Here is an 18453-nt window from a genome sequence, read left to right as displayed (position 1 = left end):
TTCCGCAAAATTGGCCGTATTATTCGCGCTTTCTGCGCCGACTGGTGACTAATTCTCTTTTAAGTCGCCGTCCCGGCCGCTGGCGGTCAGCGTCCGGCCTCGATATCGTACTTGTCCAGCCGATAACGCAGCGCGCCACGGCTCAGCCCGAGTCGTCGCGCAGTCTCGGACACATTGTCACCGGTAGCCGCCAGTGTTTGTCGGATCAATTCGCGTTCGCTGTCGGCCAGCGTCGTGACAGGGGCCGACTTCATGGACGCGGTGTCGACCGCCGGCAGCCTGCGATCACGTCGCTCGATACCCAGATGCGTGCTCTCGATCCGCGTATCGGCATGCACGAGCACCGCCCGTTCCAGTACATGCCGCAATTCCCGCACGTTGCCCGGCCAGTCGTGACGTCTGAGCGCTTGCTCGGCATCGGCGGTCAAGGTCGGGACAGCCCGGTCATAGCGGACAGCGATACTCGCCACGAAATGACGAGCGAGCGCGATCACGTCCTCGCCTCGCTCGCGCAGCGGCGGCACATGCAGGGTCAGAACATTCAACCGGTAATACAGATCCTGGCGAAAATCGCCGGCCGCCATCATCTCGGCCAGATCACGATGTGTCGCGGCGATGAACCACGCGTCGATGGGACGCTCGGTATCGCTACCGATTTCGCGCACGGTACGTGATTCCAGGGCGTTCAAAAGTTTGGCCTGCAGGGCAAGCGGCAACTCGCCGATTTCGTTGAGAAACGCCGAGCCCTGACCAGCGGCGGCCAGCAACCCGCGCCGGGCACGATGCGCGTTGGTGAACGCGCCTTTTTCGTGGCCGAACAGCTCGGCCTCGATCAGATCGCGGGGCAACGCGGCACAGTCGACCTGGACGAACTCGGCGGCCGCGCGCGGCGACTGCGCATGCAGATAGCGCGCGAGCAGGTCCTTGCCCGTTCCGGTCTCGCCTACGATGAGTACGTTGGGCGGTGCCTCCCCGGCGCCGAGCGCGGCGATGCGCTCGATCTGCCGCCGCAAGGCCACCATCTCGGGGCTTTCGCCGACGATCGTCGGCCCGACCGGCGACTCGGCGCCCGACGCCGCAGAGGATGAAACCGGGCTCTCAGGCTGCAGGGCATCGCTGGCGATACGCGACAGCGCGTCCAGATCGAGCGGCTTTTTGAGGAAATCCACCGCGCCGAGACGCATGGCCGCGATCGCGTCGTCGAGCTCGCCGAAGGCGGTCATCACGATCGCGGGCGCATCGACGATGTCGGCGCGCAGCCATTCCAGAAAGGCCAGCCCATCACCATCGGGCAGTCGCAGATCCAGCACGGCCAGATCCGGCCGGCGCCGACCCGCGGCCAGGCGCGCATTGGCGAGATTCTCGCAAACGGCTACCGTATAGCCATCGCGGCGCAGACGCCGGTCGATAGCCCGTGCGAGCGCTCGCTCATCCTCAAGCACCAGGATATGCGGCACGTCTTTCATGTCGTCTTCCATGCGGGCAGTCGTACACGCACACGCGTTCCACCCTCGCTCATCGATTCGAAGGCGAGCTCGCCGTCGTGGGCCTTGATGATCTTGAACGCGAAGGGAATGCCAAGTCCGGTGCCGCGGCGCTTGGTGCTGGCCATGGGCGCTTCGGCGTGCAGATCCACCGTCGTGGCCATGCCCGGCCCCTGATCTTCGATCAGCAACTGCACGCACTCGTCGACGACGTCGGTTTCCAGCCCGAGCACGGCGCCTTCGGGTGAAGCTTCGAGCGCATTGGCGATCAGCCCGTGCAATGCCTGTTCGAGCAGCGGCGCATCGACAGCGACCTGTGCATTCGACCGGGTGCGTCTGAGGCGTACCGCGTGTGCCGACACGCGAGCGCCGAGGGCGGCTACCGCGGCATCCACGATCGTGTCCAGGGCGTGCGGCTCACGGGTCAACTGCAGCGGGTGAAGATAGGCCAGCAGCGCGCCCAACCAGCGTTCGAGTCGATCGGCTGCATCGATGATGTCTTCACCGGTCTCCTCGATATCCTCGATGGTGGCGTGGCGATCGAGCATCTGTGCATTGGCGCGGATACCCGCCAGCGGATTGCGGATGTTGTGGGCGATCACCGGAACCAGTGCCCCGAGTGCGGCCTGGCGTTCGCGCTCGACCAGTGCCTGGCGGTTGTGCTCCAGTTCGGCGGCCATGGCGTTGATCGTGGTGGCGAGCTGGGCTACTTCATCCACACCACGTCGGGTCAGCCGGTAGGACAACTGGCCGCGGCCCAGTGCGGCGGTGTCGGCGACCAATTGCTCCAGGGGGCGCACGAACCCGCGCACGAAACGTCGGTTGAGCCAGATGGCCACCGCGACGCCGAGCGCCAGCGGCAACCAGGCCAGCCACGGCGCCAGCCGGTTCCATAACTGCATCCGCTGAGACAGCGCGTTACGCTGGGCGGCCACCTGGGCGGTAAGCTCGCTGTAGGCAGTCTCGAAATCGCCGGCCTGCCACGGACCCAGCGTTGTTTCGCGCGCATTCGGATCGGCAGGGTTGGTGACAACCCGGTTCATTGCAGCCAGCAGCAGCCCGTAGGCCGCCTCCATGCGTGCGATCGTGTCCCGTTCGGCCGCTGTATCGGCAAAATGGCGCATGCGATAGAAATGCTCGTCGATACGATACAGCCGTTGCCAGTAGTCGTCGCCTGGGCCCGCGCCCTTGGTTTCGTCCAGCGCCTTGATCTGGCGATACAGATCCCCCCGTACGGCCTGTGCCTCGATCAGCAGGCCATTGAGACGCAGCGAACTCTGATAGCCGGACTGCCAGAAGATCGACCACAACCCGCCCAGGCCAGCCGCGGCGGTCAGGATAAGCAGAAACGCCAGCTGGTAGCGCCGGATCAGGCTCTTGAGCGAATGCGTGCGGGAAAAAGGCATTCCCGGAGTCTAGGGCCTGTTGCGGTTTCACGCGATGGCGTTTGCACGCGGCGCGCCTCGAACAGTTCGAGGCGCCCCATTGGACGGCGAACGGCAGTATGAGATTGGCCAATAGTGGCCGAACTGGCTGGCCAATAAGCGCCACTAGCCGCCGATAACCCGCTCTCCGACCGCCAACCTGCCGAGAAGGCGCGCGAGTGATCGAATTATCAACGAGTTAACCGCATTCGCTGAACGGTCGGCGTCTGGCACGGTGCGTGCAACCTTTCACTAGCCCATTCAGAATATCAACCAAGGAGATAGGCTATGAAACAGTGGACCACCCCGAAGGCCCATGACCTGCGTCTGGGTTTCGAAATCACGATGTACGTCAACAACCGCTGATTATCGGTTGTGATGTCGGAGAAAGGGGCTACATGCCCCTTTCTTTTTCGCTCAGTCCGTCCAGCTGTCAGTAGCAATACCATGGATCTGCCCACGCGACACGATGGCGTTACCCCGGCCCGACCGCTCTGGTTGCTGGCCGAGCTGACCTACGCCTGTCCGTTGCAGTGTCCGTATTGCAGCAATCCCACCGAAATGGCCCGGATCGGTCGCGAGATCGGCACCGAAGACTGGAAGAAAGTTCTGCGCCAGGCCCGCGCGATGGGGGCGGCCCAGTTGGGCCTGTCCGGCGGTGAGCCGCTGGTCCGGCAGGACCTCGAAGAGATCGTGGCCGAAGGCCGGCGGCTGGGTTTCTACTCCAATCTGATCACTTCCGGCATCGGCATGGACGATGACCGGGTCGCCCGTCTGGCCGAGGCCGGGCTCGATCATATCCAGATCAGCTTCCAGGCCAGCAACGCCGAAATGAACAATTTCCTCGGCGGCACCGACAGCTTCGAGAAGAAGAAGGACATGGCCCGCTCGATCAAGCGCCACGGTTATCCGATGGTGCTCAACATCGTGCTGCACCGAAAGAACATCGACGATATCGAAGAGATCATCGCCATGGCCGAAGCGCTCGACGCCGACTATGTAGAACTGGCCAACACCCAGTACTACGGCTGGGCCTGGCACAACCGCGACGCGCTCATGCCCACCCGCGAACAGCTTGAACATGCCGAACGGGTCACCACCGAATACCGCGAGCGCGGCGGCGCGATGAAGCTGTATTTCGTGGTGCCGGACTACTACGAAGACCGGCCCAAGGCCTGCATGAGCGGCTGGGGCGATATCTTCCTCACCGTCGCCCCGGACGGCGTGGCCCTGCCCTGCCATGCCGCGCGCCAGCTACCCGGCCTGGAATTTCCGAACGTGGTCGATCACGACATCGAGTGGATCTGGGCCGAATCCCCCGCCTTCAATCATTTCCGCGGCTACGACTGGATGAAAGAACCCTGTCGCAGCTGCTCGGAAAAAACCAAGGACTACGGCGGCTGCCGCTGCCAGGCCTATATGCTCACCGGCGACATGTACGCCACCGATCCCGTGTGTGCGAAATCGCCCGAGCACCATCTTGTGACCGACGCCGTCGAGCGCGCGAACGCACAGCCTGTCGAAGCGCCCACCGCCCAGCCGATCGTGTTTCGCAATCCCAAGAATTCGAAGCGGCTGCACCGGCAAAACGGCCCGAATTAAGCGTTGCCAGCTACCAGGTAGCGTGAACGGCAGCGCCGATCCACAAACCCTGTCAGCTTTTATAAATTGCAGACTCAGTATTTGGCCAGGCGCTATGAGCGTCTTCTTTCAGTCAGATGGCGAGGGCCTTGATCGCGACACCGCCTCTTCCCGTAGCCAGGCGGCTAAACGACGCGCGGCTAACCCGGAGTCAGGTTTTTGCACCAAATGAAAGCTGCGGGTCGAACGCACGCGGTAAGCGCTCATGGTTGCCAAGCGCCCTTGATCGATTAGATCGGTCACCAGCGGGTCAAGACCGATTCCAATGCCCGCGCCGCTAGCCGTTAACTCGTACAGCAACAGGGGATCGACCGGGCGCCTCTGAATGACGTGCTGCTCAAGCTGATACGCAGCAAGCCACTCCCGCCAGAACTCCGGTCGATGGTCGGGATCAAGCAGCACATGATCCAAAACGTCCGAAGGCAGAGACGGCCCCGTAATCCGCGCCGGACTCCAAACGGGGGAAACATGAATGGGGAGGAGCGGCGGCTCGGGCATCGTATCGTGCCGGGCCAGGCGGATGGCTAAATCCAGGTCCTGATCATCCAGCCGCTCGAGCGACGTCGAAGCGATGACGTCCACTTCAATCTCGGGATGCATCGCTGAAAAGCGATGCAATCGGGGTAACAGCCAACGGTTCGCGAAGGCCGGAATCGTGGTCAGTCTGACGATGTGTCGGCGTTCTTTCGAAATGCCCGCATGCGCGACGTGCAATAGCTTAAGCGCAGGCACTATCTTGGCGTGGTAGGACTCGCCAGCGGGCGTGAGCACCAGCCCTCGGGGACGACGCTCGAACAGACTGATCCCCAAATCCGCTTCCAACCGAGCGATACGACGGCTCAGCGCCGGAACCGAGAGATGTAATTCCTGGCTGGCCGCCGCAAGACTGCCCAGACGCACGACGCTGATGAATGCATCAAGCGATTGAATTGGAGGGAGTCCGCGCACTTGCACAAAGTAAAAGGCGGTGTCGCTTTTAGCAATTGTGCCAACGCTGGAGGCTCGTAATCTGGAAAACCTCAACCAAATGCTGTGAGCAGCGAAGGATTACGAGCCATGTCGAAAGCCACACCCCCATCAACGCGCGACGAAGACCTCTCGACCTCGCCGGGCCCCAATCCCTATCCCGACGCTGGCTCGAATGACCGGCCACATCGCGGCGTGGCCGTAACCGGCGAGAACGGCGCGGATGGCCCGAAAGCGTTCTATATCCATATCGAGGCCAAACCGGGCAAAGAAGACGAGGTGCTTCTAATGCTGAAGGACATCTACGGTTGCGTGCTGGATGAACCCGGTACGGGCCCCTGGTACGGCGTGCGTTATTCGCCGACGACATTTGGCATCTTTGAAGCGTTTCCGAACATTACCGGACGCGACGCGCACGTGGCCGGCGGTGGCGGCGATATTTTTCGCGACAATGAACGGATGAACGAGATTCTTGCTTACCCTGCGCATGTTTATCGCGTGGATATCCTGTTCAGCAAAAGAGTCTTCGCATAGCGATAACAGACACACTCACGATGTGCGCCAACAGCCTTGTGCTGCGCAGGTCGGAAAGCCACGTTCAGCCAGCCGCCGTACGGACGTTTTCGCGACAGAACTCCACCACTGATCTTCGGGCGCTACGTCTGATCGAACACGATCCAGCCGTGCGATGCTGCCAGCTTCAGGAACGCGTGCACATCGGCCGTAACATCGGCCCCGTCGAATGCGGCCGACAGATCGTTGCAGATCGCCTGTACGGACCGCTGGCCATCGCAGCGCTGCAGGATTTCGGCCGCGCTGTCGTTGAGCGTGATCATGCCTTCCGGGTAGAGCAGGACGTGGCAGTCCTGGGCCGGTTCGAACTGCAGGCGGTGGCCACGGGTGATCTGTGGCACGGCGCTATCGGAAACGGGGGCACCGGCGCTCATGTCTGCGGCTCCGGGCAGCTGTGATACGGCGGCCGGTCTTCGACATAAGCCATCCACATGGCATCGAGCATGCTCCAGAGCACGTCGAGCTTGAACTGCAGAATCGATAGCGCGTATTCCTGCTCGGCGCGGGTGGTGAAATGGCCCAGCGTGACCCGCAGGCCGTGTTCGACATCGCGCCGTGCTTCCGACAGACGCTTGCGGAAGTAGCTCAGGCCGGAATCATCGATCCACGGGTAGTGATCGGGCCAGCCGGTCAGGCGTTGCTGATGGATTTCCGGCGCGAACAGTTCGGTGAGCGACGAGCAGGCGGCTTCCTGCCAGGACGCGCGCCGGGCGAAGTTTACATAGGCATCGACGGCGAAACGCACGCCCGGCAGCAGGTCAGTGAGGTTGGCGACGCGCGCGCGATCCAGGCCGGTGGCTTCGGCCAGCATCAGCCAGGCTTCGATGCCGCCGGTTTCGCCCGGCGCGCCGTCGTGGTCGATGATGCGCTGAACCCAGAGCTGGCGAGCGGCCGGGTCCGGGCAGTTGGCGAGCACGTTGGCATCCTTGATGGGAATACAGACCTGGTAGTAGTAGCGGTTGAGCACCCAGCCACGAATCTGATCCGGCGTGCAGCGACCTTCGTGCATCATCCGGTGGTAGGGATGATGGATGTGATAGCGCGCGCCCCTGGCCCGAAGGCGGGCTTCGAATTCGTCACGCGACCAGGGCTTTTGACCGTCGTTGGCAACGCTCATAGCTTTATTTCCATACCGTCATAGGCGACTTCCACCCCGGCGTTTTCGACCGTGGCACGCTCCGGCGAGTCCGGGTCGAGGATGGGATTGGTGTTGTTGATATGGATGAGCACCCGGCGCTTGTCGGGAAAGTTCGCCAGCCAGGCGAGCATGCCGTTTTCGCCGGACTGCGGCAGATGGCCCATCGCTGCCGCAGGTTTCACGCCCACGCCCTGGTCGATCATCTCGGTTTCGGTGAAGAAGGTGCCGTCCACGAGCAGGCAATCCGATTGCCTTGCGACGGCGGCGATGGTGTCGTCCGGCGCGCCGAGGCCGGGCGCATAGAACAGCGTGCCGCCGGTGGCGTCGTCGGTCACGACCAGGCCAATGTTGTCGCCGGGATGCGGGTCGCCCCGGTGCGGCGAATACGGCGGCGCGGCCGAGGACAGCTCGACCGCACGAAACGACAGCCCCGGTACGCCGTCGATTGCGAAATGATCGGCCGCGGTATCGATCTCGTGCCAGTCCACGCCACAGTAGTGTGAGAGCACGTTGAACAGCGGCAGACCGGTAGTGAGGTCTTCGTAGACGGGGCGCGTCGACCAGACGGGCAGCGTATCGCCCTCGCGCAGAATGATCAGCCCGGTGGCGTGATCGATCTGGCTGTCCATGAGCAGCACGGCGCCGATACCGGTACCGCGTGTTTCCGGCGCCGGGCGCAGCGCGGGGAAATCCAGAATCTGCTGCCGGACATCGGGCGACGCGTTGACCAGCAACCAGCGTTCGCCATCGGCGCTGACCGCGATCGACGACTGGGTACGGGCGCGAGCTCGGGTCGCGCCCTCGTGGAAAGCCCGGTTCAGGCCGACGTTGGTGTTCCATTGCGGAAAGCCGCCGCCCGCGGCCGATCCCAGAACCCTGATATACATTCCTGCCCCTGCTGACTGTCGTTCGAATCCTGGAACCTAGGCAGGAGTCGTGCCAGTCGTTCGACCGCTCACCTCACCGGCGGACCCGCTCCGCGGCCGATGAACTAGCGCTGGCGCGAAGGCGGGATGTCGTGTTTCTTCATCTTGCGGTAGAGCGTGTTCCGGCTCATGTCGAGCTGGGCCGCGGTATGGCTGATGTTCCAGCGGTTGTCGTCAAGCGCGGCCAGCAATGCCGCACGCTCGGCACATTCCAACGGCCCGGCCGCGGTCACTGCACCCCCGCCCTGGTAACCGGCTCTGGGCTCATGCCCTCCCACCGTCCGGGTGATTTCGGCAGGCAGATCCGCCAGGCCGATGGTCAGGTCGTCGCACAGCGCCAGCGCGGTCCGCATGACGTTGCGCATCTGCCGGATATTACCCGGCCACGGATAGCGCACCAGCGCCTCGAGCGCGTCCTCCTCGATCTTGACCGCCACATCGCCGTCGTGCTCGAGCGACACGACCGAACGCAGCAGCGATTGCCGGTCGCTGCGTTCACGCACCGCCGGCAGCGTCAAGGTAATACCATTGAGCCGGTAGTACAGATCCTCGCGAAAGCTGCCCGCCTCGACCCGCGCCATCAGATCCGCATGCGTCGCCGAAATGACGTTGAGATCCACCGCGATCGGCGTTTCGCTGCCCAGCGGAACGACTTCCCGTTCTTCGAGTACGCGCAGAAGACGGGTCTGCAATTCCACCGGCATGTCGCCGATCTCGTCGAGGAACAGCGTGCCGCCGGACGACTGCAGAATACGGCCGCGCATGCCGTCGCGGCGTGCGCCGGTAAACGCGCCCGATTTGTAGCCGAACAGCTCCGACTCGATCAACGACTCGGGGATAGCGGCACAGTTGACCGCCACGAACGGTGAGGCCGACCGTCGGCTGGCCGAATGAATGGCGCGCGCGAAGATCTCCTTGCCCGTGCCGGTTTCGCCCCGCAGCATGATCTGGACCTGACGATCGGCCACACGTCGCGCACAGCGCACGTTGTAGGCCATGGTCGGATCGCTGCCGGCCAGATCGGCGAACCCGCGTGCCTGATGGCGGCGGGCCGCGCTTACGCGCAGCGCCGAGTCGTCGCTGCGTGCGACTGTCACACGGCCCGGGCGGCCTGGCTCGGCCGGGCGTCGCACACTGGCGAAATAGCGTCGGCCACGCTGCTGTTCGTGCATCGGCCAGACCGTCTGCCCGCTGTCGCTGGCCCGATCGGCGAGGATGTCGGCATCGATATCGAACACTTCACCGATGTCGCGGCCGATCAGCGGCGTGCGTTCGTCAAAGCCCAGCTGACAGGCCGCCCCGTCATCGACCGCCAGGATCCGTCCGCCTTCATCGACCGCGATCATGCCGTCGTGGATCAGACTCACGAATTCCGGACGGCTATGGAAACGAAGGATGCGGTAGTTCGCGTTCGCGTTGAGAAACACGCATTTCTCGATCAGGCGCGCCGACATGTTCACCAGTGCCATGGTGTGTGTCTGGCCGGCGCGGTTGCCCTCGCACTGAACAGACGACGCATCCAGCACCGCCAGCAGATCTCCCTGTGGGTTGCGAATTGGCGAAGCCGAGCAGCTCAGTGCACTGTTTCTCGAAGCGAAATGGTCGCCGCAGTGCACGATGACCGGCCGATGCTCGAAGATACAGGTGCCGATCCCGTTGGTGCCCTGTCGGCCCTCGCTCCAATCGGCCCCGTCCCACAGCCCGGCCGCTCGGAAACTGCCACGCAGCGATTGTTCGACTCGATTGTAGAGAATTACGCCGTGGGCATCGGTCAGCAGGAGCGCATAGCCGGAACCGGCGATCTGTGCGGCCAGATTCTCCATTTCCGCACGGGCGATGCTCACGACCTCGCCCAGCTCGTCGCGATGCGCGCTGAGCGTGCTGGCAGACACCACGTCCAGCTCGATCTGAGCCGGATCCAGCCCATAATCGTGGATGCAGCGATCCCAGGAGCCTGCAATCAGATCGGCGGTATGGCTCCCCGCACGCACCGATCCCGCAGAGCGCTGCGGCGCAACTACCGTAGCCATGGTGTCTCCTCCTGATGCGGTGCGGTCGAGCCGCTCCGTCATTTTTTCTTTTTCTGGGCCGTCCCGCTTAAGAGGCGGGCATACGAACCTTTGGATTTTTGTAGCAGGTTTGCACACCGCGCACAACTGGTCCGGACAGGCGCCGACGCAGCGATGCAACACGGTTGCGCCAGTTCCGTGACAGTGACACTGTGATCCGGACGGATAACAACCAAAAAACACGGTAGAACGAGCGCCGTGGCGCGTGGCCTGATCCTTGCGTTGAGACACGACAGGCACCGCGCTCCAAGGGGTATGCGGTGGCTCGACAACGACGACAACACGACGAGCGTGAGCGCGTGCGTGTTTTGTTAAACGAATCGGAGGAGTCAACAACTCATGTGTGCAGTAGCCGCTTCTGAAGTCGCGCTGGAACCCAGCGTCAAGCAATTCATCGACACGCCGCGCAAGATGCTCATCGGCGGCCAGTGGGTCGCCGCCGAGTCGGGCGAAACGTTCGATGTCTACAATCCATCCAACGATCAGGTCGTCGCGCATGCCCAGTCGGCCGGCAAGGCCGACGTCGACAAGGCGGTGAAGGCCGCCCGCAAGGCATTCGACGACGGGCCCTGGACCCGCATGTCTCCCGCCGAGCGCCAGCAGATCGTCTGGAAGATCGGCGACCTGATCATGCATTATCAGGAAGAACTGGCGCAGCTCGAGTCGCTGGACAACGGCAAGCCGATCTCGATTGCACGTGCCGCCGATGTACCGCTGGCCGCCGAGATGTTTCGTTATATGGCGGGCTGGGCGACCAAGCTCAACGGCGAGTTGATCAGTCCGACCGTGCCGTACGCGCCCGGCGCCGAATGGCATGCCTATACCCGGCGCGAGCCGGTGGGCGTGTGTGGCCAGATCATCCCCTGGAATTTCCCGCTGCTGATGGCAGCCTGGAAGCTGGCACCGGCGCTGGCGACCGGTAACACCATCGTCATGAAACTGGCCGAAGAGACGCCGTTGTCAGGTCTCAAGTTGGCCGAGATCATGCAGGAGGCTGGCGTACCGGACGGTGTCGTCAACATCATCACCGGTTTCGGCGAAGAGGCCGGTGCCCCGCTTGCCGCACACCCGATGGTCGATAAGATCGCCTTCACCGGGTCCACCGAAGTCGGCCGTCTGATCGTCGACGCCGCCAAGGGCAACCTCAAGAAAGTGTCGCTGGAACTGGGCGGCAAGTCGCCGAACATCATCCTCGACGACGCCGACCTGGAAAAGGCGATTCCGGGGGCGGCCAACGCCATCTTCTTCAATCATGGCCAGTGCTGTGCCGCCGGTTCGCGGCTTTTCGTACACGACAAGATCTACGATGAGGTGGTCGAGGGTGTGTCCGAGTTCGCTCGCAACATCAAGCTGGGCCCGGGCCTGGATCCGGAAACCCAGATGGGGCCGCTGGTCTCGCGTACCCAGTTCGACCGCGTGACGGGGTATCTCGAATCCGGCAAGAGCCAGGGTGCCCGCGCAGCGGCGGGCGGCGAGAAGGGAGACGGCGACGGCTATTTCGTCAAGCCGACGGTGCTCGTTGACGTCAAGGACGACATGAAGGTCTATCAGGAAGAGATCTTCGGTCCGGTCGTCACCGCGACCCGGTTCTCGGACCTGGACGCCGAATTGATCAAGCGCGCCAACGATACGGTCTTCGGGCTGGCATCCGGCGTGTGGACGCAGGATATCGGTCGTGCTCACAAGCTGGCCAACAAGCTGCGCGCCGGCACGGTCTGGGTCAACTGCTACAACATCTTCGATGCGGCCCTGCCGTTCGGCGGATTCAAGCAGTCCGGCTGGGGTCGGGAAATGGGCGCACAGGTGCTCAACAACTACACCGAAACCAAGACCGTGACGGTATCGTTGTAGGCCAACGGCGCGGTCGATAGCGACCGTACCCGACACGAGCCGGCTGCCGTCATGCGGTAGCCGGCTCTTTTGGGTGGGCTGCCGGTCGGCACGCACGCCGGCTTTGGCATGCGCTATTGTCGTGGGTCACGATGATCGAAGCCGAGGCGTCCATAGCCAATCGTCACGGCATCCGACCGAGCCGATCCACCGCCGGCACCAGGAGGACTTCATGCAGACCACGCCCATCCGCGTGCTTCTGGTCGATGACCACGCCGTCGTACGGGCCGGCTATGGCCGGCTGCTCAAGCTCGCAGACGATATCCAGGTGGTCGGTGAAGCCGACAGCGGCGAACGCGCCTACGCGGCGTGCCGGGACCTGGATATCCACGTCATCGTGATGGACCTGTCGCTGCCGGGCATGAGCGGTATCGAGGCGACAAAGCGTATTCTCTCGCGCTACCCGGGCGTGCGTGTACTCGTGTTCTCCGTACACGAAGAACAGATATTCGTCCGCCGCGCGCTGACCGCGGGGGCGACCGGCTATATCAGCAAGCGTGCGGTGTCCGAGGTACTCGTGAACGCCGTGCGAGCGGTGGCCACCGGACAACGCTATATCGACGCCGAACTGGCCGACGAGGCCGGCCCCGACGCCGCCAATCCTCTGGCCTGCCTGTCGTCACGCGAATTCGAGATCTTCCGATTGCTGGCTTCCGGTGCGAGCGTGAATGCCATTGCCGAGGAGCTGTTTCTCAGCCCCAAGACGGTCGCGAATCACACGACCCGACTGCGGACCAAGCTGGGCGCGAGCGGCACAGCCGATCTGACCCGGCTGGCCATACGCACCGGCGTGGTCGCACTCTGACCAAAGCGGCCGGCTCGCATGGACAAGCGTCTGCGCCTTCGCCAGCGATTGATGATTTCGGTATCTCTGCTGGCCGCCGGTGTGCTTCTGGCAGCCGGCTGGATGATCGTGGCCAATGCGCATGAAGCCATCGCCGACGAAATGCATTCGAGTGTGACGCTGGCATCGGATATCGTCGAGGCCAGCCTGGCCGACGGCGAAGCCAGTCTGGTCGCCGCTCGACGCCTGGAACGGATCGGCCATCTTCGGCATCTGTGTCTGTCCTTGGTGTCGCCGGGCTCGTCGGCCCCGGCCTGCCCGTCCAAGCCCGCCCTGCGTGCGCCGGCCTGGTTCGCGGCCCTGACCCGTCCGGCGTCGCTGCCCGAGCGACGCATCGAGGTCGCGCACGATCTGCAGATCCGTATTCTGGCCGACCCCGACGACGAGATCGACGAAACATGGCACGACACCCGCGGCCTGCTCGCGCTGCTGCTGATCTTCTATCTTGCGATCGTGGCGATCGCCTATGTCCTGATGGGCCGCGCCATGGTCCCCGTACGCCGGATCGATGCCGCGCTCCAGCAGATCGAGCATGGCGACTACGAGACCCGGCTGCCGGCGTTCTCGCTCCCGGAGTTCGACGGCATCGCCCGCCAGTTCAATCACATGGCCGCAACGCTGGCCGATGCGCGCCGAGAAAACCATCGCCTGCGCGATCATTCGTTGCGTATCCAGGAAGACGAACGACGCAATCTCGCCCGTGAACTGCACGACGAGCTCGGCCAGAGTCTCACCGCCATACGCGCCGACGCCGCTGGCATTCTGGCACGCGGCGATCGCTTGCCCGCCGGTGTGGCCGAGTCGGCCGAGGCGATCGCCGAGGTGGCGGCACATATCTACGACCAGGCGCGGCAGATGATGCGCCGGCTGCGCCCGCCGGGGCTCGACGAACTCGGTCTGATGGCCGCGCTGGAGGATCATATCGCCCGCTGGCATCGAAGCCGGCCGGATATTCATATCGAGTTCGAATGCCAGGGCAACGACGACGATCTCGCCCCGACGGTGGCGATCCACGTCTTCCGGCTGATCCAGGAGGCGCTGACCAACGCCCTGCGCCATGCGCAGGCCCGGCAGATCACAGTACGCCTGCACACCGATGACGTGCGGGTCGAGGCTGAAATACGCGACGACGGACGCGGCTTCGATACGACGGCGCGTCACCGCGGCTTGGGACTGTCGGGCATGGCCGAGCGCATCGCGCTGATGAACGGGCGCTTCGAGCTGATCAGCCGACCCGGGCGCGGAACATGTGTATTGGCTCGTATCCCCCGGGACAACCGGCCGGCATAAAACGGGAATTTTTCCCATTGAATACCGCTGATCGAACGGCGGACACTCGATGACGATCGTGGCGAATACTAAATAAATAAGGGGGAGCGATGGATATCAAAGGGGGCCTGTGCCTTGTCACTGGCGTTGTGATCAGTACCGGGGCCTGGGCTCAGGATTCCGCGCTCGGCGGCATCGAAGTGATCGGCGCCACGCCGTTTTCCGGCAGCGACGTCGATGCCGATCGATACCCGGCCAACGTACAGAGCGCGAACGCGGACGATATCCGTCGATCCGAGACGCTCAACATCAACGAGTTCCTGCGTGACGAACTGGGCAGCGTGCATGTCAACGACGCTGTCAATAACCCGTTCCAGCCGGACCTGAACTATCGCGGCTATACCGCGTCGCCGTTGCTGGGTCTGCCCCAGGGCTTGTCCATCTACCAGGACGGAGTACGGATCAACGAACCGTTCGGCGATACCGTCAACTGGGATCTGATACCTCAGGTTGCCATCGATTCCATCGATCTGATTCCCGGTTCCAATCCGGTGTTCGGTCAGAACACGCTGGGCGGCGCGGTCTCGGTCAGGACCAAGACCGGCTTTACTTACCAGGGGCGCGAACTGGAGCTGTTCGGCGGCAGCTTCGGACGCTTCGGCGGTTATTTTCAGGCCGGTGGCAACGACGGCGAGACCGGCTGGTATTTCGCCGCCCAGGGCATGTCCGAAGACGGCTGGCGCGACTTCTCCGATTCGGACGTCACCCAGCTGTTCACGCAGTTTTCCACGCTCACCGAAAACGGCACGCTGGACTTCTCGATCACCGCGGCCGACAACACGCTGCGGGGCAACGGTGCGATCCCGCGCGAGCTGGCCGATGCCGAAGGTCGGGATTCGGTGTTCACCTACCCGGACGAGACCAAGCCGGACATGGTGATGTTCAACCTGCGGGGCACCGAGGACGTCACCGAGGATTTCACGCTTGCCTGGGGTGCCTACTACCGCCGTAACGAAATCAACACCTTCAATGGCGACGGATCGGAATTCGGTGCCTGTGAAGAGGCTGGTAACGCCGGGCTGCTGTGTGAGACCGAGGAAGGCGGCGGCGAAGAAGAAATCATCTTTGACGCCAACGGCAACGCGGTCGCGGTCGGGCCGAACGTGCTCGGCGGCACCCAGAACACCTCGCAGACCAAGGAGGATGGTTTCGGCCTGAACGTACAGGGGCGCCAGGACGGCGTTCTGGGCGGCGATCTCATCGTGGGCGCGAGTATCGACTACGGCAGCAGCCAGTTCTTTCAGCAGACCGAGCTGGCGCGTCTGACCGACGACCGCGGCACCGTAGGCAGCGGCATCATTTCCGGTGAATCGTTGACCGGCGTCAATGCCCGCAACAGTACGGCCAGCCTGTTCTTCCTCCAGCGCGTGCCGATCACCGACCGGCTGGAAGGCACTATCGCCGGCCGCTACAACCGTACCGCTATCTCCCTGCACGACACCAGCCCGGAGGTGAACTTCGAAGGCGGGGACGACGATGACGGGGCCGATCTGAGCCTCAGCGGCGATCACGAGTTCAAGCGCCTGAATCTGGCCGGCGGCCTGACCTACGAGATCAACGATCACCTGACTACGTTCGGCAGCATCTCGCAATCCTCACGTGCCCCCTCGCCGGTCGAGCTGACCTGTGCGAATCCGGATGCGCCCTGTCGCCTGCCCAACGGCTTCGTGGACGATCCGCCCCTGGATCAGGTCGTGACCACCACCTACGAGCTGGGTCTTCGCGGCGGGTCCGGCACGCTGCACTGGCGTGCCTCGGCGTTCCGCTCCGACAACCAGGACGATATCCTGTTCATTGCCGCCGAATCTCGCTTCGAGGGCTATTTCGACAACGTCGGCAAGACCCGTCGCCAGGGCATCGAGCTGGGCGTGGACTGGCAGTTTCTGGAACGCTTCCTGCTGTCGGCGAACTACACCTATCTCAACGCGGAATTCCGCGATCCGTTCGTGACCAACTCGCCGAACCATCCGCTGGCCGACGAGGACGCCGCCCCCGGCGACGACCCGACCCAGCAGGTCGAATCAGGTGATCGTATTCCGTTGATCCCGGAGCACCTGTTCAACGTGGGCGTCGACTGGCTGGCCACTGACAAGCTCAAGCTGGGCGTGCAGGTGGTCGGCAACGGCGATCAGATCTATCGAGGCGACGAGTCGAACACCGACAACGAAGACATCAGCGGCTACGCGATCGTCAACGCGAACGCCTCCTACGCCTGGACCGATCGCATTACGACCTTCGTGCGCGTCAACAACCTGCTGGACTCCGATTACGAGACGTTCGGCCTGTACGGCGAATCCGACGAGGTCCTCGAAGGCGATCGCTACGAGGACGCTAATCGTTTCATCGGGCCGGGCGCCCCGTTCGGTATCTGGGGCGGCGTTCGTATCGAGCTCTAGCGCGCAACCGTTTTCACGAGTCTCCTCCGCAGGCGGCCTTTCGATGGTTCGACTCTCCCTCTTGGAGTCATCGATGGAGTCGCCTGCTTCTTGTTCACACGCTCGAATCGCCACGCGGCCAGTCCTGGCCGAAGCGCGACGAGATACATAGGTTCTGCATAAAACCAAGGAGGCAACCCACACCATGATAAACGACCGATTGAGCCAACTGGCCGCTGTATCGAGTCTGGCCATGATGGCGATTACTGCACCGGCGATCGCTAAACAGAACGCGGACCTGGTGCCGCTCGAGCAGTGCATCGAATCCGCTCGTAGCGTGCGTCAGGGCGATATCGTGAAGGTTGAATTTTTGAGCGTGAGCCCGGCGGGCGCACCAACCTACGAGATCGAAATCCGCGATAACGATGACACCGAATGGGAGTTGATGTGCAACGCCCGCACCGGCGATATCTACGAGCTGGAAACCGAGGCCGACTCGCCCCAGGACGAGGCGTTTGCCCGGCAGGCTAAGATCACCGAAGCGCAGGCACGCCAGACAGTGATCGACCGTTTCGGTGGCGAGATCGTCGAAGTCGAATACGAAATCGAGTCCGACGGCTCGCCCACCTACGAGATCGACGTGGCCCAGGACGGCCAGGACAACGAGCTCAAGGTCGAGGTGGATGCCGTTACCGGCGACATCATCGAGTTGTCGGTCGAGACGTGGCAGATCGGGCACGAACCGTCTGAAGAAGTCGATGGCGGCGCCGCGGCGTCCGGCTCGCCGGACAGCGGAACCTGACCGACGGCCCGGACGAACAAACGCCCAGCCATGTTGCCAGCCCGTGCGCTAGCTCGCACGGGCTTTTCGTTGCGCCCGACGTGTACTTGCCGGCGGGGTCGGACAGATCAACACGGAAAGCGACCCGCACGTGCCCGCACAGCGGACGCACGGGCGTCCCGATTCAACCGCCCTGGCGCTTGCGCCGCACCAGACCCCGCTGCGGGTCGTAACCCCAGACCGCAATGGCAAAGAACACCACCAGCGAGCCGGAGACCACGGCCGCCGCGACCCAGTTGATCTGACCATAGAAGGCGAATCTCACCAGTTCCACCCCATGGGTGAATGGATTGATCCTGGAGAGCTGGTAGATGACCTGAGCCCCGGACTCCTTGAGCTTCCACAGCGGGTAGAGCGCCGGAGAGAGAAAGAACATCGGAAAGATCACGAAATTCATGGTGCCGGCGAAATTCTCGAGCTGCTTGATATAGACCGACAGCAACAATCCGAGTGCGCCCAGCATCAGCCCGGTCAGCATCAAGGCCGGCAGAACGGTCAACAGACCGGGCCACCACGGCAGATCGACGCCGAACAACGCACAAACGATCAGGAACGCATAGGCCTGCAACACCGACAGGAACGTACCGGCGGCCAGCTTGCAAGCCAGCAGCACCGAACGCGGCAGCGGTGCGGTCAGCAGCAGCCGCATCAGACCCATTTCGCGATCGTAGACCATGGCCAGCGACGATTGCATGCCGTTGAATAGAAGCACCATGCCCAGCAGCCCCGGCACGACGTAGACCTGGTATTCGATATAGCTGTCGTAGGGCGGTAGCACCGAGATACCGAAAACGTTCTTGAAGCCGGCGGCAAAGATCAACAGCCACAGGCTCGGACGAACCACGGCCGATGCCAGTCGGCCCCGCTGATGCAGGAACTTCACCGTCTCGCGCGAGGAGACCGCCAGCAGTGCTTGACCGATATGACTAGCGCGTGCCATGACAGCGCTCCTT

The 18453-nt window shown here is 63.2% G+C and carries 16 protein-coding genes; 8 read left to right on the top strand and 8 right to left on the bottom strand.

Features of this window, described 5'->3' with window-relative positions; genetic code table 11:
- Window positions 1-86: 86 nt before the first annotated feature.
- Both T31B1_RS11880 and T31B1_RS11875 read right to left on the bottom strand, forming a co-directional pair.
- Window positions 87-1466: a sigma-54-dependent transcriptional regulator gene (locus T31B1_RS11880; RefSeq protein ID WP_353249721.1), complete on the bottom strand. Its 1380-nt coding sequence runs from the start codon at window positions 1464-1466 to the stop codon at window positions 87-89.
- Window positions 1463-2890 carry a sensor histidine kinase gene (locus T31B1_RS11875; protein WP_353249720.1) on the bottom strand — a complete coding sequence of 476 codons (1428 nt, stop codon included), beginning with the start codon at window positions 2888-2890 and terminating at the stop codon, window positions 1463-1465. Before T31B1_RS11875 ends, T31B1_RS11880 begins: the two co-directional genes overlap by 4 nt.
- A gap of 306 nt (window positions 2891-3196) precedes the next feature.
- On the opposite strand from T31B1_RS11875, the gene pqqA reads away from it, so the two are divergent.
- Both pqqA and pqqE read left to right on the top strand, forming a co-directional pair.
- On the top strand, window positions 3197-3274 hold the full coding sequence (gene pqqA, locus T31B1_RS11870; protein ID WP_209059483.1) for a pyrroloquinoline quinone precursor peptide PqqA: 78 nt from the start codon (window positions 3197-3199) through the stop codon (window positions 3272-3274).
- A gap of 81 nt (window positions 3275-3355) precedes the next feature.
- Window positions 3356-4510 carry a pyrroloquinoline quinone biosynthesis protein PqqE gene (pqqE, locus tag T31B1_RS11865; RefSeq protein WP_353249719.1) on the top strand — a complete coding sequence of 385 codons (1155 nt, stop codon included), beginning with the start codon at window positions 3356-3358 and terminating at the stop codon, window positions 4508-4510.
- A 108-nt stretch (window positions 4511-4618) separates the two neighbouring features.
- Here the strand turns inward: pqqE and T31B1_RS11860 are convergent, their stop codons facing one another.
- On the bottom strand, window positions 4619-5572 hold the full coding sequence (locus T31B1_RS11860; protein WP_353249718.1) for a LysR family transcriptional regulator: 954 nt from the start codon (window positions 5570-5572) through the stop codon (window positions 4619-4621).
- Window positions 5573-5605: 33 nt separating this feature from the next.
- On the opposite strand from T31B1_RS11860, the gene T31B1_RS11855 reads away from it, so the two are divergent.
- Complete coding sequence (locus tag T31B1_RS11855; protein WP_353249717.1) at window positions 5606-6049, top strand: putative quinol monooxygenase; 444 nt, start codon at window positions 5606-5608, stop codon at window positions 6047-6049.
- A gap of 122 nt (window positions 6050-6171) precedes the next feature.
- Here the strand turns inward: T31B1_RS11855 and pqqD are convergent, their stop codons facing one another.
- The 4 genes from pqqD to T31B1_RS11835 all read right to left on the bottom strand — a co-directional run bounded on the left by pqqD (window position 6172) and on the right by T31B1_RS11835 (window position 10182).
- Window positions 6172-6462 carry a pyrroloquinoline quinone biosynthesis peptide chaperone PqqD gene (gene pqqD, locus T31B1_RS11850; RefSeq protein WP_353249716.1) on the bottom strand — a complete coding sequence of 97 codons (291 nt, stop codon included), beginning with the start codon at window positions 6460-6462 and terminating at the stop codon, window positions 6172-6174.
- Window positions 6459-7205 (bottom strand): pyrroloquinoline-quinone synthase PqqC, encoded by a 747-nt coding sequence (gene pqqC, locus T31B1_RS11845; protein ID WP_353249715.1) that lies wholly within the window; start codon window positions 7203-7205, stop codon window positions 6459-6461. The genes pqqD and pqqC overlap by 4 nt, the downstream gene beginning before the upstream one ends.
- A complete protein-coding gene (gene pqqB, locus T31B1_RS11840; RefSeq protein ID WP_353249714.1) occupies window positions 7202-8113 on the bottom strand; it encodes a pyrroloquinoline quinone biosynthesis protein PqqB in 912 nt (303 codons plus the stop codon). Before pqqB ends, pqqC begins: the two co-directional genes overlap by 4 nt.
- Window positions 8114-8217: 104 nt before the next feature.
- The gene (locus T31B1_RS11835; RefSeq protein WP_353249713.1) at window positions 8218-10182 is read right to left on the bottom strand and encodes a sigma-54-dependent Fis family transcriptional regulator; all 1965 of its coding nucleotides are present in this window, start codon (window positions 10180-10182) and stop codon (window positions 8218-8220) included.
- 378 nt (window positions 10183-10560) lie between these two features.
- Between T31B1_RS11835 and T31B1_RS11830 the strand changes: the two genes are divergently transcribed.
- The 5 genes from T31B1_RS11830 (at window position 10561) to T31B1_RS11810 (ending at window position 17461) form a co-directional block, all read left to right on the top strand.
- Window positions 10561-12072 (top strand): aldehyde dehydrogenase family protein, encoded by a 1512-nt coding sequence (locus T31B1_RS11830; RefSeq protein ID WP_353249712.1) that lies wholly within the window; start codon window positions 10561-10563, stop codon window positions 12070-12072.
- 211 nt (window positions 12073-12283) lie between these two features.
- A complete protein-coding gene (locus tag T31B1_RS11825) occupies window positions 12284-12916 on the top strand; it encodes a response regulator (protein ID WP_353249711.1) in 633 nt (210 codons plus the stop codon).
- 18 nt (window positions 12917-12934) lie between these two features.
- A complete protein-coding gene (locus tag T31B1_RS11820; RefSeq protein ID WP_353249710.1) occupies window positions 12935-14245 on the top strand; it encodes an ATP-binding protein in 1311 nt (436 codons plus the stop codon).
- Between the two features lie 89 nt (window positions 14246-14334).
- The gene (locus tag T31B1_RS11815; protein WP_353249709.1) at window positions 14335-16680 is read left to right on the top strand and encodes a TonB-dependent receptor; all 2346 of its coding nucleotides are present in this window, start codon (window positions 14335-14337) and stop codon (window positions 16678-16680) included.
- 184 nt (window positions 16681-16864) lie between these two features.
- Complete coding sequence (locus T31B1_RS11810) at window positions 16865-17461, top strand: PepSY domain-containing protein (RefSeq protein WP_353249708.1); 597 nt, start codon at window positions 16865-16867, stop codon at window positions 17459-17461.
- 163 nt (window positions 17462-17624) lie between these two features.
- Here T31B1_RS11810 and T31B1_RS11805 read toward each other — a convergent pair whose 3' ends face one another.
- On the bottom strand, window positions 17625-18440 hold the full coding sequence (locus tag T31B1_RS11805) for a lanthanide ABC transporter permease protein PedC (RefSeq protein WP_353249707.1): 816 nt from the start codon (window positions 18438-18440) through the stop codon (window positions 17625-17627).
- Window positions 18441-18453: the final 13 nt, after the last annotated feature.

The organism is Salinisphaera sp. T31B1, from assembly GCF_040361275.1.
GTDB lineage: Bacteria > Pseudomonadota > Gammaproteobacteria > Nevskiales > Salinisphaeraceae > Salinisphaera.
The sequence above is the reverse complement of the archived record's forward strand: the minus strand, read 5'-3'. Positions and strand labels throughout refer to the sequence as shown.

Coding starts and splice junctions, on each gene's coding strand:
- T31B1_RS11855 (WP_353249717.1), top strand. CDS start 5,606: ATGTCGAAAGCCACACCCCCATCAACGCGCGACGAAGACCTCTCGACC.
- pqqD (WP_353249716.1), bottom strand. CDS start 6,462: ATGAGCGCCGGTGCCCCCGTTTCCGATAGCGCCGTGCCACAGATCACC.
- T31B1_RS11835 (WP_353249713.1), bottom strand. CDS start 10,182: ATGGCTACGGTAGTTGCGCCGCAGCGCTCTGCGGGATCGGTGCGTGCG.
- T31B1_RS11880 (WP_353249721.1), bottom strand. CDS start 1,466: ATGAAAGACGTGCCGCATATCCTGGTGCTTGAGGATGAGCGAGCGCTC.
- T31B1_RS11805 (WP_353249707.1), bottom strand. CDS start 18,440: ATGGCACGCGCTAGTCATATCGGTCAAGCACTGCTGGCGGTCTCCTCG.
- T31B1_RS11810 (WP_353249708.1), top strand. CDS start 16,865: ATGATAAACGACCGATTGAGCCAACTGGCCGCTGTATCGAGTCTGGCC.
- pqqB (WP_353249714.1), bottom strand. CDS start 8,113: ATGTATATCAGGGTTCTGGGATCGGCCGCGGGCGGCGGCTTTCCGCAA.
- T31B1_RS11875 (WP_353249720.1), bottom strand. CDS start 2,890: ATGCCTTTTTCCCGCACGCATTCGCTCAAGAGCCTGATCCGGCGCTAC.
- T31B1_RS11820 (WP_353249710.1), top strand. CDS start 12,935: ATGGACAAGCGTCTGCGCCTTCGCCAGCGATTGATGATTTCGGTATCT.
- T31B1_RS11815 (WP_353249709.1), top strand. CDS start 14,335: ATGGATATCAAAGGGGGCCTGTGCCTTGTCACTGGCGTTGTGATCAGT.
- pqqA (WP_209059483.1), top strand. CDS start 3,197: ATGAAACAGTGGACCACCCCGAAGGCCCATGACCTGCGTCTGGGTTTC.
- pqqE (WP_353249719.1), top strand. CDS start 3,356: ATGGATCTGCCCACGCGACACGATGGCGTTACCCCGGCCCGACCGCTC.
- T31B1_RS11830 (WP_353249712.1), top strand. CDS start 10,561: ATGTGTGCAGTAGCCGCTTCTGAAGTCGCGCTGGAACCCAGCGTCAAG.
- pqqC (WP_353249715.1), bottom strand. CDS start 7,205: ATGAGCGTTGCCAACGACGGTCAAAAGCCCTGGTCGCGTGACGAATTC.
- T31B1_RS11825 (WP_353249711.1), top strand. CDS start 12,284: ATGCAGACCACGCCCATCCGCGTGCTTCTGGTCGATGACCACGCCGTC.